At 39.3% G+C, this 25,339-nt stretch carries 18 protein-coding genes; 12 read left to right on the forward strand and 6 right to left on the reverse strand.

The genetic code is table 11. The features are described 5' to 3' along the window. Positions 1–204: 204 nt before the first annotated feature. Positions 205–708: a hypothetical protein gene (locus tag AB669_RS22030; RefSeq protein WP_156166639.1), complete on the forward strand. Its 504-nt coding sequence runs from the start codon at positions 205–207 to the stop codon at positions 706–708. Between the two features lie 39 nt (positions 709–747). Here AB669_RS22030 and alaS read toward each other — a convergent pair whose 3' ends face one another. Continuing rightward, positions 748–3,366 carry an alanine--tRNA ligase gene (gene alaS, locus AB669_RS03075; RefSeq protein ID WP_047797840.1) on the reverse strand — a complete coding sequence of 873 codons (2,619 nt, stop codon included), beginning with the start codon at positions 3,364–3,366 and terminating at the stop codon, positions 748–750. 118 nt (positions 3,367–3,484) lie between these two features. On the opposite strand from alaS, the gene AB669_RS03080 reads away from it, so the two are divergent. The 7 genes from AB669_RS03080 (at position 3,485) to AB669_RS03110 (ending at position 12,615) form a co-directional block, all read left to right on the forward strand. Then, a complete protein-coding gene (locus AB669_RS03080) occupies positions 3,485–3,820 on the forward strand; it encodes a MerR family transcriptional regulator (protein ID WP_047797841.1) in 336 nt (111 codons plus the stop codon). A gap of 137 nt (positions 3,821–3,957) precedes the next feature. Further along, complete coding sequence (locus AB669_RS03085) at positions 3,958–4,755, forward strand: hypothetical protein (RefSeq protein WP_156166640.1); 798 nt, start codon at positions 3,958–3,960, stop codon at positions 4,753–4,755. Next, positions 4,745–6,772, forward strand: a complete 2,028-nt coding sequence (locus tag AB669_RS03090) for a helix-hairpin-helix domain-containing protein (protein WP_047798054.1) — start codon at positions 4,745–4,747, stop codon at positions 6,770–6,772. Before AB669_RS03085 ends, AB669_RS03090 begins: the two co-directional genes overlap by 11 nt. Positions 6,773–6,775: 3 nt before the next feature. Then, the gene (locus AB669_RS03095) at positions 6,776–8,863 is read left to right on the forward strand and encodes a ComEC/Rec2 family competence protein (protein ID WP_047797843.1); all 2,088 of its coding nucleotides are present in this window, start codon (positions 6,776–6,778) and stop codon (positions 8,861–8,863) included. Positions 8,864–8,895: 32 nt separating this feature from the next. Further along, positions 8,896–9,672, forward strand: coding sequence for an enoyl-CoA hydratase/isomerase family protein (locus tag AB669_RS03100; protein WP_047797844.1), 777 nt, complete (start codon positions 8,896–8,898; stop codon positions 9,670–9,672). A gap of 27 nt (positions 9,673–9,699) precedes the next feature. Further along, on the forward strand, positions 9,700–10,347 hold the full coding sequence (locus tag AB669_RS03105; protein ID WP_047797845.1) for a DUF4412 domain-containing protein: 648 nt from the start codon (positions 9,700–9,702) through the stop codon (positions 10,345–10,347). 96 nt (positions 10,348–10,443) lie between these two features. Continuing rightward, the gene (locus AB669_RS03110) at positions 10,444–12,615 is read left to right on the forward strand and encodes a S9 family peptidase (RefSeq protein WP_082120585.1); all 2,172 of its coding nucleotides are present in this window, start codon (positions 10,444–10,446) and stop codon (positions 12,613–12,615) included. A gap of 35 nt (positions 12,616–12,650) precedes the next feature. On the opposite strand, the gene AB669_RS03115 is transcribed toward AB669_RS03110, so the two are convergent. Both AB669_RS03115 and AB669_RS03120 read right to left on the reverse strand, forming a co-directional pair. After that, positions 12,651–13,361, reverse strand: coding sequence for a DUF3307 domain-containing protein (locus AB669_RS03115; RefSeq protein ID WP_047797847.1), 711 nt, complete (start codon positions 13,359–13,361; stop codon positions 12,651–12,653). Then, positions 13,342–13,971: a SatD family protein gene (locus tag AB669_RS03120; RefSeq protein WP_047797848.1), complete on the reverse strand. Its 630-nt coding sequence runs from the start codon at positions 13,969–13,971 to the stop codon at positions 13,342–13,344. Before AB669_RS03120 ends, AB669_RS03115 begins: the two co-directional genes overlap by 20 nt. Before the next feature lie 182 nt (positions 13,972–14,153). Here AB669_RS03120 and AB669_RS03125 point away from each other — a divergent pair, with 182 nt between their 5' ends. The 4 genes from AB669_RS03125 (at position 14,154) to pdeM (ending at position 19,971) form a co-directional block, all read left to right on the forward strand. After that, a complete protein-coding gene (locus tag AB669_RS03125; protein ID WP_047797849.1) occupies positions 14,154–15,188 on the forward strand; it encodes a ligase-associated DNA damage response exonuclease in 1,035 nt (344 codons plus the stop codon). Further along, complete coding sequence (locus AB669_RS03130) at positions 15,185–16,774, forward strand: ATP-dependent DNA ligase (RefSeq protein WP_047797850.1); 1,590 nt, start codon at positions 15,185–15,187, stop codon at positions 16,772–16,774. The genes AB669_RS03125 and AB669_RS03130 overlap by 4 nt, the downstream gene beginning before the upstream one ends. Before the next feature lie 64 nt (positions 16,775–16,838). After that, positions 16,839–19,316 carry a ligase-associated DNA damage response DEXH box helicase gene (locus AB669_RS03135; protein WP_047797851.1) on the forward strand — a complete coding sequence of 826 codons (2,478 nt, stop codon included), beginning with the start codon at positions 16,839–16,841 and terminating at the stop codon, positions 19,314–19,316. Between the two features lie 16 nt (positions 19,317–19,332). Then, positions 19,333–19,971: a ligase-associated DNA damage response endonuclease PdeM gene (pdeM, locus tag AB669_RS03140; RefSeq protein WP_047797852.1), complete on the forward strand. Its 639-nt coding sequence runs from the start codon at positions 19,333–19,335 to the stop codon at positions 19,969–19,971. A gap of 11 nt (positions 19,972–19,982) precedes the next feature. On the opposite strand, the gene AB669_RS03145 is transcribed toward pdeM, so the two are convergent. The 3 genes from AB669_RS03145 to AB669_RS03155 are packed head-to-tail and all read right to left on the reverse strand — an operon-like array spanning position 19,983 to position 25,291. Beyond that, entirely contained in the window at positions 19,983–21,329 is a 1,347-nt protein-coding gene (locus tag AB669_RS03145; RefSeq protein ID WP_047797853.1) for a dihydrolipoamide acetyltransferase family protein, read from the reverse strand. Between the two features lie 47 nt (positions 21,330–21,376). Then, a complete protein-coding gene (locus tag AB669_RS03150; RefSeq protein ID WP_047797854.1) occupies positions 21,377–22,630 on the reverse strand; it encodes a competence/damage-inducible protein A in 1,254 nt (417 codons plus the stop codon). 3 nt (positions 22,631–22,633) lie between these two features. After that, on the reverse strand, positions 22,634–25,291 hold the full coding sequence (locus tag AB669_RS03155) for a putative LPS assembly protein LptD (RefSeq protein ID WP_047797855.1): 2,658 nt from the start codon (positions 25,289–25,291) through the stop codon (positions 22,634–22,636). Between the last annotated feature and the right edge of the window lie 48 nt (positions 25,292–25,339).

Genomic DNA, 25,339 nt, shown 5'->3' on the forward strand with positions numbered 1-25,339 from the left:
AGGCTTATCTATGTTAAAATTGTATAGGCAAATATAGTTATTAACTAAACTTTATCTGTAAGAAACGTACCATGTTTTTTTGAAACAGATTCTTACAATTACAGAGAGCAACCTCTCCAGATATCCTAATCTCATATCTCTGTTACAATAATGGTTTTGGCATAGCGTTTGAATTAATGTTAATACACACAAAAACTATCGATTATGAAAAAGTTACTAATTATTTCCGCGATTGTAGGTATCGTGGCTTTAACATCTAACCAATCGAATGCACAGGTTAGTCTCAGTCTAAATATTGGAACTCAACCCACATGGGTGCCGGCAGGTTATCAAAATGTAAACTATTATTATTTACCGGAGGTACAATCTTACTATTATGTTCCGCAACGTCAGTTTGTTTATTTAAGCGGAAACCGTTGGACAAGGTCGAGATATTTGCCTTCAAGATACAGGGGTTACAATCTAAACCACGGCAGAAAAATTGTGATGTATGGAAATAATCCATATCGCAGCTATAATACCCATAGAATTAAATATGCAAATCATGTTAATGTAGTACGCTCATCATACGGAGGCCGTGGTCCGGCTAGATATGCTGGTCCAGGAAGAAATTTTAGACCCCAACGCGTGGACTATCGACACCATGATAGAAGAGTAAACTCAAGTTTGTTTTCTCGTGGGCATAGAGAAAAACATGGCAGACATTAAAATAAAAAGAGGCTTTCGGGCCTCTTTTTATTTTAATGATTAATGAGTTTTAATAAAACTTTCGGCTTTTTCTAAAACTATCCTTAAACCTGCAGAATTTTTACCCCCTGCTGTTGCATAAAATGGCTGACCACCGCCGCCGCCCTGGATTTCTTTTCCTAACTCACGAACGATATTGGACGCATTCATTCCTTTTTTCACCAGATGATCAGAGAGCATCACTGTAATACCTGGTTTGCCATCGATTTCTGTAGTAAAAACAAGAAATAAGTTGTCTATCATATCTTTCAGCGAAAAAGCCAGATTTTTAACTGCGTCCGCACTTTGAAGGTCGATGTGTTTTGCTATTAGATTTACTCCATGAATGCCTCTAACATGATGAACAATTTCATGCTTTAAAGTGTCAACCCGCTCTAGCGTTGATTTTTCGATCTCTTTTTTAAGTTTAGTGTTTTCATCCAACAAAGCCTGTACTGCTGCTGTCAAATCCTTGGAGCCATTAAGAAGCGTTTTTAAATGACCTAATTCCCTGCGTTGATCTAAAAAGTATTGTTCTGCTTTATCAGCAGTAATAGCCTCAATTCTTCTTACACCTGCAGCAACAGCACTTTCAGACACAATTTTAAACGAACCAATCTGCCCGGTCGCCTTTACATGCGTACCACCACATAGCTCCTTAGAAAAATGGTCATCAAAAGTGATCATCCTGACGAAATCACCATATTTCTCCCCAAACAAAGCAGTTACACCGCTTTCTATGGCGTCTTGATAAGGCACATTTCTCTGTTCCTTTAATTTGATATTTTGCCTGATTTTTTGATTTACGATTACTTCGATTTGTGCCAGCTCTTCATCCGTTACTTTTGCAAAATGAGAAAAATCGAAGCGCAGGTAGTCCGCACTCACAAGTGAGCCCTTCTGATTGACATGATTGCCCAGTACCTGCTTTAAAGCAGCGTGCAATAAATGCGTAGCCGAATGATTATCTTCGGTAAGTGTTCGTTTATCCTCATCCACTACTGCCCAGAATTTTCCCTCGAGGTTATCTGGCAGTATGTCCACGAAATGCACGGTTAGTCCGTTTTCTTTTTTGGTATCAGTAATATCAACCCAAAACTGGCGACTATGATCTTCTAACCGACCCGTATCTCCAACCTGACCACCACTTTCCGCGTAAAAGGGTGTTTGACGCAAAACCATTTGAAATTGTTCTTTTCCTTTGGCTTTAACCTTCCGGTATTTCAGGATTTCAGTCTCAATTTCCAACTCGTCGTACCCTACAAACTCACTCTGATCGTCTGTATTTACAATCACCCAGTCGCCAGTGTCTATAGCGGTAGCAGCGCGACTATCATCTTTCTGTTTTTTAAGCGCCTGGTCATATCCGGCTATATCTACAGACCAGCCTTTCTCACGTGCCATTAGTTCCGTTAAATCAATTGGAAAACCAAACGTATCTGATAGTTCAAATGCAAACGCGCCTTGAACAATGTTGTTTGTCGCCAGGTATTTTTCAAAGCGTTGAATACCCGTAGATAAAGTTCTCAGGAAGGAAACCTCCTCTTCTAAAACAACTTTTTGAACAAAGTCCTGCTGTGAAATCAATTCATCGAATACCCCTTTAAATTGTTGGGCTAATTGCGGTACCAATTGATTTAAAAAGGGTTCTTTAAAGTTTAGGAATGTATAGGCATAACGAACGGCACGGCGTAATATTCTGCGGATAACATAACCGGCTTTATTGTTGGAAGGAAGTTGTCCGTCTGCAATTACAAATGAAATGGCGCGGATATGATCTGCCATAACGCGCATGGCTATGTCTGTTTTTTCATTCTCACCATAATTAATTCCAGCCCTTTCAGAAATAAACTGGATTAATGGTTGAAAAACATCAGTATCGTAGTTGGAAGTTTTATCCTGCAGTACGCGTACTAAACGTTCAAAGCCCATTCCTGTATCCACATGTTTTGCCGGCAGGCTTTGTAATGAGCCATCCTTCAATCTGTTGAACTGCATAAATACATTGTTCCAGATTTCGATTACCTGTGGATGATCAGCGTTAACAAGCGTCGCGCCGTTAACCGTAGCTTTTTCTTCGTCGGTACGACAATCTACATGGATTTCAGAACATGGCCCACATGGTCCTGTATCGCCCATTTCCCAGAAATTATCTTTTTTATTACCAGGCAAAATATGACTTTCGTCAACATATTGTCTCCAAAGATCGTAGGCCTCCTGATCCTTTTCCAGGCCCTCTTTTTCGTCGCCTTCAAAATAGGTTACATATAGTTTGTCCTTTGGGATTTTATACACCTCTGTCAATAATTCCCAACTCCATGCTATGGCATCTTTCTTGAAATAGTCCCCGAAACTCCAGTTGCCTAACATTTCAAACATGGTGTGATGATAGGTATCAATACCAACTTCTTCTAAATCATTGTGTTTTCCCGAAACACGTAAGCAGCGCTGAGTATCCGTAACACGAGGATATTTAATCGCAGCTTCACCAAGAAATAAATCTTTAAACTGGTTCATGCCAGCGTTTGTAAACATTAATGTCGGGTCGTTTTTAACCACAATGGGCGCCGATGAAACAACATGGTGTTGTTTGGATTCGAAAAAACTAAGGAATGCCTGTCTGATCTCTTTTGCTGTCATTACATTTTATTAATTGGAGGAACAAAATTAAAATTTTATTGCGTTATTAAGGAAAAATCGAGGTACATTTGAACACTTTAATTAATCGATATAAAACACTCACAATCAATCACAAGTTATGCCGTATAAAGAAAGAGACATCAATAAAATGTACTATACCATGGGCGAAGTGACTGAAATGTTTAATGTTAATGCCTCACAGATTCGTTTTTACGAAAAGGAATTTGATATTCTTCAACCTAAGAAAAACAAAAAGGGCAATAGGTTATTTACTCCCGAAGATCTTGAAAATCTGAAAATTATTTTTAATCTGGTTGATGAAAAGGGCTTCACTTTGAAAGGTGCCAAAGAACATCTGAAAAACAATAAGTCAGATGTGAAAGAAAATCAAAAAATCATTGATTCACTGGAAAAATTAAAGGGATTCTTAGTAAATCTAGCCCAGGAACTGTAATATTTTTTAATGATCAATCTATTCTTATTAAAACTGACATAATTTTTATACTTTTTGTTGTTTTTCAAATAAATATTCTAAATTAGAGTAATTAATACAATCACCCTATTTTTTATTAACTGGTTTAACGCCCTTTTATGAAAATATGGAATGCATTGTTAGTCTCCCTATTACATTTTTCTTCGTCAGCTCAAAACACTTTGGGTCCACATCTTACCGCCATGGGCGGAAATGGAACCTCTGTAAAAGATGTATGGGCCATACAGGGTAACGCTTCAGCCATCACAGATATTGAAAAACCTTCCGTTTCTGTTACCTACATCAAACATTTATTTAGTAATGAGATCAGTACTCAGGCAGTAGTTTTTGTGATTCCACTTGGCAAAAACTTTGTTGGAGCAGGATACCAGCAGTATGGCTTTAGTGAGTATACACAAAGCAAGGCTACTTTTGCATACGGCAAAAAGTTTGGTCAGCACCTTTCTATTGCCATTAAGGGAAACTATCACCAGCTTAAAATCCCAGATTATGGTTCAACATCTGCATTTTCTGTCGACGTTGGTGCGCTCTATGAAGTAGGGAGATTTACATTCGGCGCATGCATCAATAATCCCTCCGGGCAGAAATTTATTCATTCTCAAGTATCTTCTGCTATCACGACTTCCATAAGTGTTGGTGCAACTTACTTCGCATCGGATAAAGTCTTAATAGCTGGATATTTCACTAAATATATTCATCAGGTAACCGATGCCGGTCTCGGACTTGACTATAAAATCATAAAGATCTTGAGTTTACGAGGCGGTTTTAGTGTAAGGCCCGCTAAACAGTATGCTGGTTTTGGTTTAAACTTCAATAAGCTAAATATTGAAATAGCAACCGCTCATGATGTCAACCTGGGTTATGAACCTCAAATCGGATTGGGTTATGCGTTTTAGTTTTTTAATCATTGCGTTTGTATTATCGGGTTTTATTACAAAAGCACAAGGCAATACAGAGGAGGCTAATATCAGCGACATCTTAGAAAGTGTTGCCGAGAATCTTCCCGACGATTATGATATGAATGAACTCACGGTAGTTTTAACCAGGCTGAAGAATCATCCGATTAACCTAAATCAAACCAATCCGGAAGAATTGAAAGCACTCGTGTTCCTCTCCCCATTACAAATCAGCAATTTCTTCGCATACATAACAGAAAACGGGAAATTAACAGATGTCCTGGAACTTCAGAGTATCAACAGTTTCGACATCAAAACAATTCAAAATTTATTGCCATTCGTAACCCTGAATTCATTTGGCGAATATGAGCAGTTTAGGTTTCGGGACTTTTTCAAGCTTGGGGAGAGTGATTTAGTGATGCGTTTTGCTCAAACTTTGCAAAAGCAAAGAGGCTTCGAAGATTTACCGGGAAACCGTTACCTGGGCTCTCCAGAAAGAATTCAAACCCGGTATCGCTATCACTTTGGTTCTATAATTTCTGCCTCACTAACATTGGATAAAGATGCAGGTGAGAAATTTAAAGCTAAACCATTTGATTTTCTGTCCGGAAATATATCAGCTTTCAAATTGGGTAGCCTCAAAAAGCTTGTCGTAGGAGACTATGCATTACAATTTGGTCAGGGCTTAACCCTTTGGTCTGGATTCTCATTCGGAAAAGGTCCGGATGTAACCAGTATAGCAAAAAAAGATTTAGGTTTACGCCCTTATTCCTCTGCTAACGAGTATTCATTCTTCAGAGGGATTTCAGCCACAATAACCCTTGCGCAACACGTTGAAATCACCCCATTCCTATCCTATCGAAAACTTGACGCTAGTCAGAGTACTGATGCTGACGGGAATGATGTTCAGGCAACAATAAATCAAACAGGCCTGCATAGAACGGCTACGGAAATAGAAAATGATAATGCTTTAGGTCAACGAATATATGGAGCTGTTCTACAGTATGCTAAAAACGATCTTACCTTTGGGGCTATTGGCTATCGTACAACTTTCAGTAATTCTTTCATTACTCAGGCAGCCACATATGATCAATTTAGCTTTACTGGTAATGAGTTGACAAATCTGGGTGTCTATTACAATTACACTTTTAAGAATGTGTATTTATTCGGGGAAGCGGGGAAAAGTTTGAATAGCGGATTCGCCTATACTAACGGGGTTCTATTAAGTATCTCACCAACTGTGTCGGCATCTTTAAGTTATCGTAACTATTCAAAAGATTATCATAGCTTTTTTAACCAGGGTATAGCCGAAGCCAGTGAAGCACTAAACGAAATAGGTTTATACACTGGATTAAATATTGCCCCTAACAAACATTGGAGCTTTTCACTTTATACAGATTATTTTCGGTTTCCATGGCTCAAATACAGAATCGATGCACCGTCTAACGGATACGAAATCTTCGTTCAAGCCGTTTATTCGCCTGCCAAAACCTTAAAACTTCTATGGAGATTTAAAACAGAAACCAAACAGCAGAACACAGATCTGGAAGTTCCTGTTAATTTTCTGGATAATGTAAAGAAGGAGGGCTACCGTTTCGAGGTCAGTTGGCAGATTAGCAAAAACTGGGCTTTTCAGAATCGGTTCGAGGTATCCCAGTATAAAAAAGGCGATGTCAGTAGGGAATTGGGCTATCTAATTTATCAAGATATAAATTATTTAGCACTCTCAAAACTAAGTGGAAATATCAGGTTGGCTTATTTCAATACCCCAAGCTATAATAGCAGAATTTATGCCTATGAGGATGACGTACTTTATAACTTCGCTTTCGGAATGTATAGCGGAAAAGGGTATAGGTCCTACTTGAACTTAAGATACAGGCTAGCCAAAAAGTTAGATGTCTGGACAAGATATGCCATTTTCATTTATGGCAATACCGAAACCGTAGGGACATATCTCGATGAAATACAGGGCAATAAGAAATCTGAGATAAAAATCCAGTTAAGGTATCGGTTTTAATCAATGTTCAAAGCAGAATATGTTTTTGTAAGGGTCTTATTCCCTCTTGTATTGGGAATCTCACTGTTTTATTTCTTTCCGGATATAACAATTGGTATATACCTTGCTTGTGGTGCTTTGACTCTTTTTAGTACAATCTTACTGCTCAATATCATTTACAGGAAGGTTAACGCACATCGCTTCAAAGGCTTTACAGGCATGTTGTTTTTGATTTTTTTCTTCAGTTTTGGTGGATTATTATGCTTATTAAATAACGAACAGATCCGTCAGCATTATTTCGGGAATCAAAATTCTGCTATACTCAGGATTTGGGTGAAAGATGAGCCACAGCGAAAAGGTAATATTTTAAGATTCAAAGCTGAAGTGTCTTGTGCATATCAATCTCATCACCCAATCGAAGCCAGCGGGCGATTAATGGTTGCTTTAAAGATTGATACACTTCATCCTATGCAATTGGATTATGGTGACGAACTTATCATCTCCGCAAGGAATGTAACCGTCGAACCGCCTTGTAATCCTGCAGAATTTGATTTTAAATGGTGGCTTGCCACACAGAATATATATGAACAAACATTTGTTGATCAGAATCATTTGGAAAAAACCGGTAGAAATTGTGGTAACCCTTTAATCAGGCTGGCTTTGCAAATCAGGAAACAGCAAATCGAAAAATATCGTAAACTGATTAAAAATAAAGAGGCGTTTGCTGTAGCTTCAACACTAATATTAGGTTTTCGTGCAGACCTGGATACCGAAACACTAAATGCCTATTCAAAAACGGGCACCATACATGCGCTTTCCGTTTCCGGTAGTCACGTAGCCATTATTTTTTTCATGCTTGATTTCCTTTTGGCGTTTCTGGATAAAAAGCGCTGGCTAAAAGTCCTGAAGTTCATTCTGATATGTACGCTGATCTGGACCTATGCCTTAATAACCGGATTTTCACCCTCAGTGATACGCTCGTCCATAATGATTAGTATTTTCATTACTGCAAAAACTTTTACAAAAAGCAAAAACGCATATAACACCCTGGCTTTTTCTGCATTTTGTCAATTGGTTTACAATCCCTTTCTTATCTGGGATGTTGGCTTTCAACTATCCTACCTTTCTGTTTTAGGGTTAATCTACCTTCAACCTAAAATTTATAATTGGCTTTATGTAAAAAACAAATGGGTCGACAAAATCTGGCAGTTGATCGCTTTATCCTTATCTGCTCAACTGGCTACTTTTCCATTAACTATCTATTACTTTCATCAATTCCCAGTGTATTTTTTGCTTGCCAATCTGTTTATCGCTATACCATTAATCCTGATCATGATTTTGGGTTTAGCCGTTCTTATGCCTTGGATGAGATGGATCGCTCCTCTGTTCGAATGGTGTATTGTTTTAACAAATGCCGGTTTAAAATGGATGTCAAATCTGCCATATGCTACATTTTCAGCGATATGGATTAATCTACCGGAGCTTATTTTACTTAGCACTGCTCTGGTATTGATGGTATTAGGTTTGGCTAAATACGCTAAAAAAAACTTCACTGTCGGAATGATATTATATCTGCTCTACAGTTTAATGATCTCCTACCGGGAATGGCAAATAAGTCATCAAAACAAGATCATATTCTTTTCTTTAAGAAAAAACTATGCAGCCGCTTTTATACATGGCCATCATGCAGTACTGATTACTGATTTGAAGGCTAGCGAAAAAATCTATTTATCCTCAGTCAAGCCTGCGTTGGATCAAAGTGAAGTAAATAAAATCGAATTTGTTAAACTGAATGATGATTTTGTACAGCAATCTTTTATTCAGAAGAGCCATCAGATCATTTTTCACAACTATAGCATTATGATTATTGACGAACACATGAACAATAAGGAGATACTGGGCAACAAGAGGTTTTCTTGTCTGTGGTTAACAGGAAACAGTAACTTTAATCTTAATGCGCTTTCAAAACAACTTCAATACAACACCCTCATTTTAGATGCAACGAACAAAGATTACAAAATAATCGCAATCAATGCTATGGCCGAAAATTATGGCATTCCATTACATGTTTTAAAGAAAAATCCTGCATATTTGATTAATCTAACCCAGTAAGAGCATTACAGTATAATACAAATCATTCACCCATGGAAAATCTGGTTTTGTACAGTGTAGATAAAAGAATTGCTACCATTACCCTCAACAGACCTGATAAGAGGAATGCCTTGAACCCCGACCTAATATCTGAATTAACTGAAACTTTCATTTGTGCATCAGAAGATGATAATGTCAAAGTGGTAATTCTAAAAGCGAATGGAAAAGCATTTAGTGCCGGTGCTGATCTGGACTACCTTCAACAATTGCAAAAAAATACTTTTGAAGAAAACGTAGCAGATTCTAACCGTTTGAGGAAACTGTTTACAACAATCTATTATCTTCCGAAAGTTGTAATTGCCCAAGTAGAAGGCCCTGCAATCGCGGGCGGTTGTGGATTGGCAACCATTTGTGATTTTGTATACGCTACGCCGGAGAGTAGTTTCGGATATACTGAAGTAAAAATAGGTTTTGTACCCGCTATTGTTTCATGTTTTCTAAAACAAAAAGTGAATGAAACTATTGCAAAAGAACTCTTACTTACAGGGAGAATCCTTTCAGCTGCACAGGCACTTGACTATAAATTGATAAATTTTGTAACAAGTTCGTCCGAAATCAGTCATATAGTTACTGAATTTGCGTTAGATTTGTGTAGCGATTGTTCTGGAAATTCTTTAATGATTACAAAACAACTGATTACACAGACAACAAATCCGTTCTTTGAGAAAAGTTTGGAAATTGCAGTGCAGATAAATGCCCGTGTTAGAGAACATGAAGATTTTAAAAAAGGAATTCAATCGTTTCTCAATAAAGAAAAAATTCATTGGTAATCAATTACATTAACTTAAAATAAAAACATGTTAAAATCAATCAAAACTAGCGTTGTCGCTTTAATCCTAGTAAGTACAGCTATTATTGTACACGCCCAAAAGAAAGTTACCGAAGGTACTTTGGTTTTTGCTGTTACCGCAAATGGCTCAACTACTGATGTTAAAACCAAGTTCAATGGTTCATTAACTAAATTAGAAATAGAAAACGGACCAGCATTAGTGAACATTATCTCTAACACAGCCGATAAAACAGGTTTATTATTGATTGATGTTCCCGTTGCTCAAAAACAATTTGCCGTAAAAGTTAGCAAGTCTGATACGGAAGCACAGGAAGCATTACTACCGAAGTATTCTGATTACAAAGCAACAGGTGAAAAACAAACAATTGCCGGATTGAGCGCTGAGAAATATACTTACAAAGATGATAAAGGTGGTGCACATGAATTATGGGCAACTAAAGATGTTGATATTTCAGCAATCACCAGTGCAGGTTTTTTCAAAGGTTTAAATGCTTTCCCGGTAAAATATTCTGCTGTAATCAATGGTGTAAGTTCTGATCTGGTTCTTAAATCCCTTTCTGAAGCAAAAGTTGGTGCAATATCAACTGAAATTCCTGCAGGTTATGATATCGTGACCATGGATGAGTTAAAAGCCATGCAAGGTGGTGGAGAATAAATAACTATTATCTGATAATTAAGGGCTTTTTAACTGCCGGCATTTTATTTAAATTAGCCGAAAAGTTAAAAAGCTTTTTTTATGACTTATTTTTCTATGATAAAAAATCTATTATTTAAACTATCAATCGCCTGCATTACTTTTTGCTCATTAACAGATGCAAAAGCTCAGGGCGTAAACTGGGCTAAAGATGGCAATTCTTATTACCAGATAGCTGGTGGTGAAATTGTGTCGGTTACTTTGCCCAAAAATGAGCGTAAAACTGTCATCTCCCGGAAGCTCTTAACACCTGCAGGTAAAGACAATGCTATCGCAGTTCGTAGTTTTCAATTGTCTGCTGATGGTACAAAGGCGCTGATTTATACCAATAGTAAAAAGGTTTGGCGTTACGACACCAGAGGCGATTACTGGATTGCTGATTTAACAGCAAACAAAATCACACAGATTGGTAAAGGCAAACCTGCTTCATCGCTCATGTTTGCCAAACTATCTCCTGACGCCAGCAAGGTGGCTTACGTAAGCAAACACAACCTCTATGTCGAAAATATCGACGGCAGCGATGCGAAAGCCTTAACAAACGATGGCACTGATCGCATGATTAACGGGACATTTGATTGGGTTTATGAAGAAGAATTTGATTGCAGAGATGGTTTCAGGTGGAGTCCTGATGGTAAGTCGATTGCCTACTGGCAAATTGACGCAACCAAAATCAAAAACTTTTTAATGATTAACAACACAGACTCTATTTATCCTTATACCATACCAGTTGAATATCCAAAGGTCGGTGAAAATCCTTCTGCTTGTAAAGTTGGTGTGGTCGACATTGCTTCTGCAAAAACTAAATGGCTGAATGTGCCAGGTGATAATATTCAGCATTATATCCCACGCATGCAATGGGTACCCGGTAGTAACGAAATCATTCTTCAGCAATTAAACCGTGAGCAGAATGAAAGTGTTGTTTTTATTTGTGATGCTGCTACAGGAACGGCAAAAACTTTACATACCGAAAAGGCTAAAGCATGGATCGACGCTCAGGATGAGTGGAAATGGTTAAATGACAATAAAGAGTTCACCATTTTATCTGATAAGGATGGATGGAACCATTTATATAGAATTAGCCGCGATGGTAAGAAAGAAACATTAATAACAAAAGGCAACTACGATGTGGTTGAAGTTAAATTAATCGACGATAAAAATAACTACGTGTATTTCATTGCCTCGCCTACCAATGCTACTCAGCGTTATTTGTACAAAACTAAACTGGATGGCAAAGGAAAATTAGAACAGGTTACCCCTTCTATTCTACTTCCTGGTACACATAGTTACGATATTTCTCCTAACGCAGCATTTGCACGTCATACTTACAATAGCTCCACAGTACGTCCGGTAACCGAATGGATGAACTTTACCACAGGTAATCCTTTCACTATGGATGGAAGTATTACCACACAGCTATCTAAACAGGAAGCCGCTAAGAATAAAGTGGAATTTTTTAAAGTAACTACCGAAGATGGTATCGAATTAGATGGCTGGATGAAAAAGCCGGATAATTTTAATCCGGATAAAAAGTATCCGGTTGTATTTTATGTTTATGGAGAACCGGCTTCGCCTACAGCATCAGATACTTACGGAGCAGGTAGAAACGGGCTCTATGCAGGCGATATGGCAAAGGATGGCTATATTTATATTTCTATGGACAACCGTGGCGCACCTGTGCCTAAAGGTGCTGCATGGAGAAAAGGCATTTATAAAAATATAGGTGTAATCAATATCCGCGATCAGGCGATGGCTGCTAAAAAATTACTTGCAACAAATAGCTTTATGGATAAAGACCGTGTAGCGGTTTGGGGATGGAGTGGCGGAGGATCTTCTACGCTAAACCTGATGTTCCAGTATCCGGAGATTTATAAAACAGGAATTGCCATCGCAGCTGTAGGTAACCAGTTAACGTATGATAATGTTTATCAGGAACGTTATATGGGCACTCCTTTCCCAAGCAAAGAAGCTTATATCAAGGGTTCTCCTGTTACTTACGCTAAAAATTTAAAGGGAAATTTATTGTATATCCACGGTACAGGTGATGATAATGTTCATTACCAGAATGCCGAAATGTTAATCAACGAGTTAATTAAAAATAAAAAGGTTTTTCAGTTAATGAGTTACCCTAACCGCACACACAGTATATCTGAAGGCGAAGGTACAAGCGAACATTTATCATTAACATATACCAAATTCTTAAAAGAGAATTGTCCTCCGGGGGCAAGATAATTTTTTTTTAAAAGGCAGCTCCTGGGCTGCCTTTTTCATATAATCAGAATCTGACTAAAGAAACTCACTACGATTGCAATTCCAAAACTCAGTAATGTGCCGATAAGTACATACTCTGTTAGCTTTAAATCATGCGCTTCCTTTAAATCACCAAAACGAAAAATAGATTTGGCAGCAAGTAAAAAACCTACAGCTTCAAAATGATTCGTCAGAATGAAAATGAAAATTAAAGCTCGTTCCAGGATGCCAATATATTTTCCCGCATTTTCTAATGATTTCGGACTTTCATCATTACTTTCAGGCAACCATCGGGCGATAATTACTTTCATAATAATGGACGTAGGCATCGTCAAGAAAAGTAAGCCCGACAGTACAATCCAGGTTCTCACATCATTCAGAAAACTGACATTTACACTGCCTTTATAAGCAAGGTGCCAAACCAGAACGATGGAGCTGATGTGCAAAACCTGATCTGTAAAAAATAATAGCCTGGCGTTGCTCCGTGTCTGCAATACTGATTTCAAAGCATCAATAATAAGATGAATAATTCCGAGAATAAGCGCTGCTTTCCAAATACTAAAGCTCAGAAAAACAATAAAAATTAGCACCACATGCACTAATACATGCAGGTATAGTTTTCCCGATTTGAATTTCTTTTCTTCCTTATCTTTCACCCAGGTACTGGGTTGCAGAAAGAAATCACCAATTAAGTGGGCCAGGATAAGTTTAACCAGGTAGATTTCCATGATTTAGAATTAAGTTTTTCAGTTTTTTACGGTATAATTCATTCATCTCCATCAACTCAGAATAATGTGCACGTTTTAATGCTTCACTAACCGACGACTGTGTTCGCCCGGAAATAGCTGCCAGGCCACTTTGTACCGTATTTTCATTTTCCAATGCCAGTTTTACCATTTCTGCTGCCACAATTCCCCAGCTATCCATCGCAATTAATGACAGTTTAATCAAAACATTTATCTCTTCATCGAAATCAGAAAAATAAGTTTTTATGGCCAGGTTAACTTTAGCCTGCTTTAAACTATCAAAAGCAGTACCCGAATTAATAAACGCTTCGCCGCTAGATTCCGAAAGTTTCCTGCGCTTGCTGCTAACCTTGCCAATTCCAATTCCCATTCTAACATCAGCTGGCTTATCTATTCTGATACAAGCCTTCAAATAAGCAGCAACTTTAATGGCATTTTCAGGCTCAACTTCTAACTGGAAGCTATCGCCACGGTAAATTTCCCATTTGCTACTCTGCTCCGAAACTACTTTAAGAGCAGCTTTTAAATTAGCCAGCCAGCTATCTTTAATCTTTCTTGACCCAATAATATCGCCTGTAATAATACAAATCATAGTACAATATCTAATTTTTAAATTACATTTCAAACAATTATCGGCTAATTACCCGATATTTTAATTTATCGGCTATTTACCCGATATTTCGATTTATCGGCTAATTAACCGATAATTCACTTTATCGGCTTATTAGCCGATATACTCCTAAAACTTATCCTCTATTTCATTGTTTACTACTCATGGCATTAATCGAGTTTACCAAAAGAGGCATTTATTGCAAGCAAGGCGATTTCTATGTAGATCCCTGGTGGCCTGTAGATTATGCCGTAACAACTCACGGCCATAGCGACCATGTACGCTTCGGCAATAAGCATTATTTATGCCATACACTTACGAAACCAATTATTAAACGCCGTATTAGTGAAGAGTTGCAGGTAGAAACCCTCAACTATGGAGAAAGTATTGTTAGAAATGGTGTAAATATATCCTTTTACCCTGCCGGACATATTATCGGTTCTGCACAGGTGAGGTTAGAGTATAAAGGAGAAGTCTGTGTAATTTCAGGAGATTATAAAACCGAAGACGATGGAATCAGTGATCTTTTTGAACCTGTAAAATGCCATTCATTTGTTTCTGAAAGTACCTTTGGATTACCTGTTTATAAATGGCAGAAACAAGACATCGTATTTGATAAAATCAAAAGCTGGGTAACCGATAACATTCACCAGCAGAAAACCAGTGTACTCATCGCTTATAGCTTAGGGAAAGCTCAACGCTTAATTAAAAACCTCTCGGGGAATGTACCTATTTACGTTCATAACAGTATTGCTAACCTGAATGAGGTCATTATTGATGCAGGTGTAAATTTGCCTCAAACCATACGGATTACACCCGAAACAACCAAAGATGAATTGCAAAAGGGAATTGTAATTGTGCCTCCGGCTATGAGGGATAGCCGCTGGATTAAGAACCTGTCTCATGCTGTTACCGGAATTTGTTCGGGTTGGATGCAAGTCCGCGCACACCGCCGCTGGCAAAGTGCCGATGCCGGATTTGCATTGAGCGACCATGCCGACTGGACCGGCTTGATAGCGGCAATTGACGCAACAGGAGCAGAAAAAGTTTACGTCACACATGGCTTTACAGCAGCATTCAGCCGTTATTTAAATGATAACGGTATAGAGTCAGAAGAAGTCATGACTAAATTTGGCCAGGAAGATGATGAAGAAAATAAGGCCGACATGGCGGCGCAAAGCGAAAATACAAAGATATGAAGCGTTTTGCAAAACTCATCCAGCAGCTCGAACTGAGCAATAAAACCAACGATAAAATCGCAGCATTGGTAGACTACTTCAATTATGCTGACGATAAAGATAAGATATGGGTCATTGCCTTGTTCACGGGGAAGAAACCCCGGCGACCAATTAAATCTGCATTGATAAAATATTGGGCAATTGAAATCACACAAACGCCCGAATGGCTATTCTCCGAAAGTTATTCCAATGTTGGCGACTTAAGCGAGACAATTGCTTTACTCCTGCCTCCTGCTGAAAATACATCCGATTTTCAATTGCATAAATGGATTGAAGATTTGCATGATCTGGAGGGAAAAGATGATGAAGCAAAAAAAGCATTTATCTTAAATGCCTGGAACACACTCGAAACCCAGGAAAGGTTCATCTTCAATAAATTAATCTCAGGAAATTTCAGGATTGGCGTGTCAAATAAAATGCTGGTAAATGCCCTGGCAAAACAAAGCAATCTGGATAGCGCACAAATCATGCATAGCATCATGGGCAAATGGAACCCATATGAAATTACTTTCAGCGAGCTTATTAATGGAGTTCATGTAAATACAGATAATTCCTGGCCCTACCCTTTTTGTTTAGCCTATGCTTTAGAGCAAGAACCCGAAAAACTAGGTGATATTTCCGATTGGCAGGCAGAATGGAAATGGGACGGCATAAGGGGACAAATTGTAAAACGTAATGGCGAGTTATTTATATGGTCGAGAGGTGAAGAGCTGGTTACTGAACAGTTTCCTGAATTGCACTTTCTAACAGATGTTTTACCCGATGGAGTGGTTCTGGACGGAGAGATACTCGCCGTACAGGATAAACAGGTCTTATCATTCAGTACCTTACAGCAACGTTTAAACAGAAAAAGCATTAGTAAAAAACAATTGGAAGAAGCGCCAATAGGCTTTTTTGTTTATGATATCCTGGAATATGAAACTGTTGATTTCCGGGAACAGCCCCTTAGTGAAAGAAGAAAAATTCTGGAACAGCTAATTGGCAGCTTAGCAGAAAGTGCAGTGATTCTCTCACCGGTGATATCCTGTAAGAACTGGGATGAATTAGCAGAGCAAAGGAAAACATCACGCGAGATCAATAGCGAGGGAATTATGCTTAAAAAATTAAGCTCCCATTATCACAGTGGCCGTAAGCGTGGCGATTGGTGGAAATGGAAGGTAAATCCCTATACCGTTGATGCAGTAATGATTTATGCTCAGAAAGGGAGCGGCCGCAGGGCAAATTTCTTTACTGATTACACTTTCGCTGTGCGCGATGGGGAAAATCTGGTTACCATAGCAAAAGCATATTCAGGCTTAACAGATAAAGAAATTAAGGAGGTCAATTCCTTTGTAACCAAAAATGCAATCGAAAAATTCGGTCCGGTTAGAACCGTTAAGCCTGAACTGGTTTTCGAAATTGCATTTGAAGGGATCGCAGAAAGTAAGCGTCATAAAGCCGGATTAGCACTTCGCTTTCCGAGAATTTTGCGTTGGAGAAAAGATAAAAAAGCTGCCGAGATCAATACATTGGAAGACTTGAGGCAATTGCTGGAATCCACATTATAATCTCCATCCTCACCCCTCACAATTACAATAAGATTAATAAATATCAATAAATTTCTTCCCGTATATGGATCAAACGAAAACCAAAGGCTATAAAACAGTTAAGCAGTGGCTTAAAGCCAATGGTCGTAAACCGTTTAAATTTCAGGAAGATGCCTGGCAGAATTATCTCAACGGCTACAGCGGACTGGTAAATGCGCCAACTGGTTTCGGTAAAACGTTCTCTTTGTTTCTGGCTGTAGTGATAGAAGCCTTAAATGCTTCTGAAGCCAGCAATAAGAAGGCGAAAGACCGGCTTCAACTGATCTGGATTACCCCTCTCCGTTCACTGGCCAAAGATATTGCCAGGGCCATGCGGGAAACATTGCTGGAAATTGAATTGGATTGGCACGTTGGAGTAAGAAACGGAGATACTTCTCAGGCCGAAAAGGTACAGCAAAAAAAGTCTATGCCCGAAATCTTATTGATTACCCCTGAAAGTTTACATCTGTTACTGGCCCAAAAAGGATCCTCAACACTGTTTAAAAATCTAAAATGTATTGTTGCTGATGAGTGGCACGAGCTATTGGGGAGTAAACGTGGTGTACTTGTTGAACTTGCCGTATCGAGAATCAAAGGCCTGCAGAAACTTGAAAAAAATCAGTTTTTAAGGGTTTGGGGAATTTCAGCAACAATTGGAAATATAGAAGAAGCTTTAGAGGTATTGGAGCCGGATACTACAGCCCAACGGATTATTGTAAAAGCCGATCTTGAAAAAAAAATCCAGATAAAATCAATCCTTCCTGATGATATTGAAACATTACCCTGGGCCGGGCATCTGGGTTTAAAGCTTGCCTACAAATTATTACCGATTATTGAAAAAAGCAAAACCACGTTAATTTTTATCAATACCCGCGGGCAATCAGAAATGTGGTATCAGCATTTGCTCAATCTCGAGCCTGAGCTGGCAGGACGAATTGCCATTCACCACGGTTCTATCGACTTCGAGTTGCGCAACTGGATTGAAGATGCGCTACACACCGGAGCGCTTAAAGCTGTTATTGCAACATCATCTTTAGATCTGGGTGTCGATTTTAAACCGGTAGATACGGTTGTGCAGGTAGGTTCGCCGAAAGGAGTAGCCCGGTTTCTTCAGCGTGCCGGTCGTTCTGGTCACTCCCCTCACGAAGTTTCAAAAATATACTTCTTACCCACACATGCTTTAGAACTGGTAGAAGCAGCTGCCATTAAAGAAGCAGCCGTAACCAATAATATCGAAAGCCGCGAACCATTTATCATGACTTTCGATACACTGGTACAATATCTGGTAACCCTGGCCATTGGTGATGGGTTTGACGACAAAGTGATTTATGAGGAGATCCGGAATACACATGCATTCAGGCTTATTCTACCTGAAGAATGGACATGGGTGATGCAATTTATCACTTCAGGTGGCGATAGTTTAAGCGCTTACAATGAATTTAAAAAGGTTACCAAAGATGATGATGGACTTTGGAAAGTAAAAAGCCGGCAACTGGCCATGCGACACCGGTTGCACATTGGCACAATTGTTAGTGATGCCATGCTCAAAGTAAAGTTTCTCTCCGGAGGCTACATTGGTATGGTTGAGGAATATTTTGTTACGCGTTTAAAAGCAGGCGATAATTTTCGGCTTGCCGGGAGGGTACTCGAATTTGTACAGGTAAAAGACATGACTGTAATCGTTAGGGTGAGCAAACAGAAAAATGCTATATCCCCGAGCTGGAATGGCGGACGTTTGCCCTTATCTTCTAACCTGGGCTCTGTATTACGAAAAAAATATAATGAAGCATTAGATAAAACCCATCAGGATGAGGAACTGGATTCGGTTTATCCCTTATTCTTATTACAGGAAAAACGTTCGCACGTGCCACGCAATGATGAATTACTCATCGAACTGATCAACAATAAGGAGGGCTTCCATTTGTTTGCCTATCCGTTCGAAGGACGTCTGGTACACGAGGTGCTCGCGGCCCTGGTGGCATACCGGCTAAGTAAACTCTTGCCTATAAGTTTTTCTATAGCCATGAATGATTATGGGTTCGAACTTTTAAGCGACATTGAAATCCCAATGGACGATGCTATCGCCTATGATGTGTTTTCCCCAAGAAATCTTACAGAAGATATTACCCTGAGCATAAATTCCACAGAAATGGCCAGGCGAAAATTCCGCGATATCGCCTGTATTTCAGGCTTGGTGTTTCAAGGGTATCCGGGGAAATATGTAGCCAACAAACACCTCCAGTCATCGGCAGGTTTGTTTTTTAATGTTTTTAGTGATTATGATAAACATAATTTACTTTTGCGGCAGGCTTACGATGAAGTATTTTATCAGCAACTGGAAGAGCCTCGTTTGGCTTCGGCACTCGAGCGGATTCAGAATGCTACGATCATTATTACACATCCTAAAAGTTTTACCCCGCTATCATTCCCAATTAAGGTAGACAGTTTACGTGAAAACATGAGCTCAGAAGAATTGGAACAAAGAATTGTCAGAATGAAAGCAGAGTCTGAAAAGTTTAAATAATATATAAATCTAATTAATGACCATTATAAGCCACGGTGAAGAACTGATTTTAGACAAAGAAAGGGCTTTATATTTACCCCAGCATCAACTTTTAGCCATCAGCGATCTGCACCTCGGTAAATCTGCCCATTTTCGCTCTGCGGGCGTACAGGTACCTTCAACTATTGCTCAAAATGACCTGTTTCGATTAGGCTTACTTATTGAGAGTTATAAACCTGCTACCTTGCTGATTAACGGTGATATGTTTCATCATGGTTTGAATAGTGATATTGATGAATTCTCTGAATGGAGAAGACAATACCGCGATGTGAATTTCTTACTGGTCAAAGGAAACCATGATCGTTTGGCGAATGCAGACTATGCTTTAATGCAGATTGATATTCATGAGCCAAGCTACTGCCTGGGTCCATTTTGTTTTATCCATGATGCACCGATGTGTACCGAAGAAGAATTATACCCGATAAGCGGACACATCCATCCCGGCGTCACCGTTGTGGGTAAGGCTAAACAAAAACTAAAGTTTCCTTGTTTCTATTTTGGTAGCAGCTACGCTGTGCTCCCTGCCTTTAGTACTTTCACTGGTCTGTATAATATCTACCCTAAAACAAATGAGCAAATTTTTGCCGTAACCCCAAATCAGGTTGTCGAAGTTTAACAGAGATTTGATTAAATCTCCCTGTTGATGTCCCACGCTTCCAGATAATCTGCTACCCTACGTACAAACATTCCTCCCAGCGATCCGTCTACTACCCTGTGATCATAAGATAACGAAAGGAACATCATATGTCGGATTGCAATCACATCGCCCTGTTCAGTTTCCAGTACCGCAGGCTTCTTTTTAATGGCACCAACAGCCAGAATAGCCACCTGAGGCTGGTTAATTATCGGTGTACCCATGATATTTCCAAAAGATCCCACATTTGTTAAAGTAAATGTGCCGCCTTGTGTCTCATCTGGTTTTAGTTTAGAATTGCGTGCCCTGCCTGCAAGGTCATTTACTGCTTTGGTCAACCCTATCAGATTAAGCTGATCTGCATTTCTGATAACAGGCACAATCAAATTACCACTTGGTAAGGCAGCCGCAATACCGATATTAATATCGCGCTTTTTAATGATCTGAGTTCCATTAACAGATACATTAACCATAGGAAAGTCCTTTATAGCCCTGGCAACTGCTTCAACGAAAATGGGTGTAAAAGTAATCTTTTCATTTTCACGCTTCTCGAAACTGTTTTTTACTTTGTTACGCCATAAAACCATGTTGGTTACATCGGCTTCAACAAATGAGGTGACGTGCGGAGAAGTGGTTTTACTCATCACCATATGATCGGCAATCAGTTTACGCATCCTGTCCATTTCAATGATTTCATCTCCTCCTGACACTGACGTAGTTGATGCTTTGCCAGGTGCGGGTGTTTGAGCCGGATCTGCTTTATCAGCTACAGGCGGTACAGGAGGCTGCATTACAACTGTAGCAGAAAGGACAGGCTTATCACTATTCCTGCTGGCAATATAATTCAATAAATCATCTTTATTTAATCTGCCATCAGCACCAGAACCCGTTATAGTATCAAGTTCTGCCACCGGAATATTTTCCTGTAAAGCAATACTTTTAACTAAGGGTGAATAAAATCTTTCAGATGATGTAAAGTCAGCTGGTGTAGCCTCCTCTTCAGCAGCCGGTAATTGTGCAATACCTGGTATGGGTTCAGTTTTTTCCTCAATGTCAGGAGTCTGCTCTGCAGGGACCTCTTCATTAACTGATTCAGGTCCGTCTGTTTCTATAACTGCAATCACCTCGCCTACCTGTGCTACATCATTTTCATTAAATAATTGTTTTACCAATTTACCGGCAACAGGCGATGGAACTTCTGAGTCTACCTTATCGGTAGCAATTTCCAGAATGGTGTCATCTAAATCAATAGAATCGCCGATTTGCTTTACCCATTTAATTACAGTTGCCTCTGCAACACTTTCACCCATTTTTGGTAACAATAATTCGTATTGAGCCATATTAAATTACAGTATTTGGTATTGGTAAGGCTGTAAAAATACAGTTTTTATTCTTTGTGTAAGTCTTCTTTAAGTAGATTTAATAGCATTGCCAAAGCCGAAGAAGCCGAACGCTCGATATTCTGAGTGCGTTTATTGCTGAAATTAAACACTTTAGCAATTGTTTTATCTTTTGATGAAACTGCAATCCAAACCGTTCCAACAGGTTTGTCATCTGTACCCCCATCTGGCCCCGCAATTCCACTTACGGCGATCGAATAATCTGTTTTAAATTGTTTAATAGCCCCTTCCGCCATTTCGGTAACCGTTTCTTCACTAACCGCACCGAAAGTATCAAGAGTACTTTGTTTAACACCTAAAATTGATTCTTTCAGCTCATAAGCATAGGCTACTGCCCCGCCCCAGAAAACCGATGAACAGCCAGGATGCTGGGTGATCAGATGCGCAATGTAGCCACCCGTACAGCTCTCTGCTGTTGATAAGGTTAAACCTTCATGCTTCATTATATTAATGATGGCTTTTTCCAAAGGGATATCCTCATCTGCAACTACATACTTCCTTACCCTGGTCATGATTTGTTGGGCATAAAACTCAACTTCAGCTATTAAAATGGCTTCTGGATCACCTTTTGCAGATAAACGTAACCGCACCTGCCCCAATTTTGGCAGATAAGCAAGCTTAATGTGCACCGGTAAAGCATCCTCAATATCCTCAATTTCTTTGGCAAGGAATGACTCACCGATATTAGCCGTAAGAATGGTTTTATGAACAATAAATGGCAACTTAAATCTCGATTTAATCCTGGGCAGAATTTCATCGTCCATCAGATACATCATCTCATACGGAACCCCGGGCATCGAAACGAAAATTTTATCGTTTTCTTCAAACCACATGCACGGTGCTGTTCCATTTCTATTTACAATAACTTCGCAGCCATCCGGAACATCTGCTTGCTGCGCATTGATATCCAAAAGCGGCCGGTTGTATTTTTTGAATATAGAGGTTACCATTTCCATGGCCCCTTCGTCACGTCGGAAACCCATCCCAAAATACTTTGCCAGGGTCTTTTTGGTAATATCATCTTTTGTCGGGCCCAGGCCACCAGTAATCAGAATAATGTCTGCACGCTTTTCAGCATCTGCTAAAGTTTGCAGAATGTGCTGTTCATCGTCAGACACTGATGTTACCTGTTTAACAGATACACCAATTAAATTCAGCTGATGAGCCATCCAGGCAGAATTTGTGTCTACAATCTGGCCTATGAGTATTTCATCGCCAATGGTTATAATTTCGGCTAGCATAAATTATTGTAAGGTACTGTAGAAACCTTGTCTTTTGCTCAGTTTTAAATCCTGCAAAATAGAAGCTTTAACTTTTATCGTTACCGAGTAACTTTTGTAAGCACCGTAAGGCACCCAGTTAACACTCATATCCCAGCAATGTAAATCCCGGTAAATAGCAAGGTTCATAGGCGTTAAGGCACTTTGTTTGAAGTCATATCCCGAATTAAAGGTCACCTTCCACTTTGGTGTAAGATTTAAATCCCCGTTAAAATTCAGTGTATTCGATAATGTGGTTGTATTTCCGTCATTACTGTATTGGAAACTATAAGAGAACGAGAAATTCCATGGAATATTAAAATCCACAAAAGCGTTTGGATCCCGGCTAATGGCAGCCAGTTGTTCGGATTGAATATCGTTTAGTCCCTTTTTATTTGCCGCATCTCCCAATTTATCATTGGCTTCATTTTTTCGCTTTAAAGCTTCCGGGTTCAGGCTATAATCAAACGAGAAACCGAAATTTGCCAGACGTGGAAGAAATTTCCCTGCCTGAAAGAAATAGCGATCCCTCCTGATCAGTAAACCCGTGCCTAAGGTATCTGGTCCCAATGCATATGGATCCAAAGTACCACTATAGTTGATACCAAGTTTATCAGTAAACTGAGAACGACCGCTGAAGCCTATTGTTGATAATTTGTACGAAGTTGCAAGAAAGTTGTAAGAACCGCTAAAGCTAAGCCCTTGTATAATCGGAATCTTTTTTGAACCAGTACCCGTAGTATCATTTTTCGATTTTACTTTCAACTCTACAGTATTGTCGAGACTAAAACCGATAGAGGCGTTTTTACTCCCAAATGAACCCGGTTGGGCCATACCTTCAAAGATAGAATAAGTCAGTGGTAAACCATTTGTTCTAATCTGATTACCGGATTGATCTATCGCAGGCAAATAAGGTCCGGTACCAGGTTGCGTAAAGTCAGGCGAATAACTGAGCGACACACTTGGTGTCATCACATGCCTCATGGCCTGTATCTTCCCGGCCGGGTTAAAGTCACGGCGCCCGTATATTTTTGTAGAAAGACTGGTTGACAGGTTATAACTTCCCGCACGTTTGAAACCGCTTAAAGTATCTTGTCGGGAAGTGTACGTCCCATCTGCAAAGGAAGTGTACTTTCTTTCAATATGTTGAAAGTTCCAAACCTCATTATAGGTTCCTCCTAAACTAAAGTTCAGGTACTTTAAAGCAGTAAATGACATGTTCACCGGAATACTATGCGATACACCACTCCGCAGTCTTTTCAATCCGTCGTTGCTAAAAAGCAAACTGTCGTACGTATCTATCTTATTTGTTCCCTGTAAACTATATCCAACGGTGATTTTCTGATACCATTTTTGATCGCCTACCCGTTTTTTTGAATCAAAAGGATTAAAGGTCGGAACGTTGAATGTAACTTCTGGCAGTCGGATTGAAATAGCACCGGTACTAATCGTCTGATCGGTAGATGCTCCTACCGAATAGTTCATCCCATTTGCATACGATTTTGCGTAATTAATGCTACTTGAAGTAGTCGCTGTTGCAATTGCTGCCTGGTCATATGTCGTTCCTGCCGCCGTATTTTTATAATAACTGTTACGCCCTGTTGAAACCAGCCTTACCGAGGCACTAAAAGTAGTACCTGGATTCGCGTTTGCATTCTGATTATGGCTCCAGTTGATGCTGAAGTTTTTGGTTGGATTGGCAAAGGCCTCCGTGCCTTCCAGTCCGTCTTTAAAGCTGGCGTAGGCCAGATTAATGTTGCCGCTGTATTTATATCTTTTAGTGTAATTACTCAATATACTGGTTTCATAAGAACCATTGGTGTATATGGAACCTAGAAGCTTGGCATCCCAATAGTCATTCAAACCAAGATAATACCCTCCCTGCTGTAAGAAGAATCCTCTTGTTGCATCCTCCCCGGGCGTAGGTAAGATAAAGCCCGACGTTCGTTTATTTGGTTTGGGGAAAAACGCAAATGGCAAACCGAAAAAGGTAGGTACATCTTCAAAAATTAAGTATACCGGACCTGTGATAATCTGCTTTTCCGTCACTACTCCCTTTGATATCATTAAACCAAAATGTGGATGAGGCAAATTACAGGTACTGTACATTACATTTTTAACGTGAAGTTCGTCGTCTATCTGCTTTTTACTCTGCCCTCCGGAAAAGAATCCGCCCTCCTGCTCCGAAAATACACCATAAACTTTAGCGCGTGTAGTGGTAGAATTATAAAAAATTGAATCGGCAATTGCAGTGCCTTCTGCACCGGATTTGAAAATTGGCCTTCCTGAATATTTTCCTGACTTCGGGTCTTTCACCCCACTCGCAAAGATAGTATTGTTCTTTTGGTCATATTTAATATAGGCAGCATCTAATTCAAAATCACCATAAATTACACGGGCATTTCCATATAAGTAAATGATATTCTTAGCTTTATTCATCCTGATGGAATCGTCAGCTTTATACTCTACCTTCTGATCGAGACTACTGTTGTTCGGCGCAACTTTTTTAGTGGTATCCTTTTTAGTTGTGTCTTGTTGAATTACCTGTTGCAATGAAAAGTTAGAAAATGCGTTTGCTTTACCAACAGCATGTGTTAATAAAATGACAGAAATTAGTAAAATAGAGCTCTTAAGAAGTTTCAAATTCGTATTTGAATGTTATTTTTGCACAAATGTTTAATCAAAAACGTT

Origin of the sequence: Pedobacter sp. BMA (assembly GCF_001027745.1) — a bacterium.
In the GTDB taxonomy this organism is placed as follows: Bacteria; Bacteroidota; Bacteroidia; order Sphingobacteriales; family Sphingobacteriaceae; genus Pedobacter.

What these genes read in the sequence shown, in the direction of transcription:
- AB669_RS03110 (WP_082120585.1), top strand. Translation starts at nt 10,444, where the DNA reads ATGATAAAAAATCTATTATTTAAACTATCAATCGCCTGCATTACTTTT.
- AB669_RS03105 (WP_047797845.1), top strand. Translation starts at nt 9,700, where the DNA reads ATGTTAAAATCAATCAAAACTAGCGTTGTCGCTTTAATCCTAGTAAGT.
- AB669_RS03120 (WP_047797848.1), bottom strand. Translation starts at nt 13,971, where the DNA reads ATGATTTGTATTATTACAGGCGATATTATTGGGTCAAGAAAGATTAAA.
- AB669_RS03085 (WP_156166640.1), top strand. Translation starts at nt 3,958, where the DNA reads ATGAAAATATGGAATGCATTGTTAGTCTCCCTATTACATTTTTCTTCG.
- AB669_RS03090 (WP_047798054.1), top strand. Translation starts at nt 4,745, where the DNA reads ATGCGTTTTAGTTTTTTAATCATTGCGTTTGTATTATCGGGTTTTATT.
- alaS (WP_047797840.1), bottom strand. Translation starts at nt 3,366, where the DNA reads ATGACAGCAAAAGAGATCAGACAGGCATTCCTTAGTTTTTTCGAATCC.
- AB669_RS03100 (WP_047797844.1), top strand. Translation starts at nt 8,896, where the DNA reads ATGGAAAATCTGGTTTTGTACAGTGTAGATAAAAGAATTGCTACCATT.
- AB669_RS03080 (WP_047797841.1), top strand. Translation starts at nt 3,485, where the DNA reads ATGCCGTATAAAGAAAGAGACATCAATAAAATGTACTATACCATGGGC.
- pdeM (WP_047797852.1), top strand. Translation starts at nt 19,333, where the DNA reads ATGACCATTATAAGCCACGGTGAAGAACTGATTTTAGACAAAGAAAGG.
- AB669_RS03145 (WP_047797853.1), bottom strand. Translation starts at nt 21,329, where the DNA reads ATGGCTCAATACGAATTATTGTTACCAAAAATGGGTGAAAGTGTTGCA.
- AB669_RS03125 (WP_047797849.1), top strand. Translation starts at nt 14,154, where the DNA reads ATGGCATTAATCGAGTTTACCAAAAGAGGCATTTATTGCAAGCAAGGC.
- AB669_RS03130 (WP_047797850.1), top strand. Translation starts at nt 15,185, where the DNA reads ATGAAGCGTTTTGCAAAACTCATCCAGCAGCTCGAACTGAGCAATAAA.
- AB669_RS03095 (WP_047797843.1), top strand. Translation starts at nt 6,776, where the DNA reads ATGTTCAAAGCAGAATATGTTTTTGTAAGGGTCTTATTCCCTCTTGTA.
- AB669_RS03135 (WP_047797851.1), top strand. Translation starts at nt 16,839, where the DNA reads ATGGATCAAACGAAAACCAAAGGCTATAAAACAGTTAAGCAGTGGCTT.
- AB669_RS03150 (WP_047797854.1), bottom strand. Translation starts at nt 22,630, where the DNA reads ATGCTAGCCGAAATTATAACCATTGGCGATGAAATACTCATAGGCCAG.
- AB669_RS03115 (WP_047797847.1), bottom strand. Translation starts at nt 13,361, where the DNA reads ATGGAAATCTACCTGGTTAAACTTATCCTGGCCCACTTAATTGGTGAT.
- AB669_RS22030 (WP_156166639.1), top strand. Translation starts at nt 205, where the DNA reads ATGAAAAAGTTACTAATTATTTCCGCGATTGTAGGTATCGTGGCTTTA.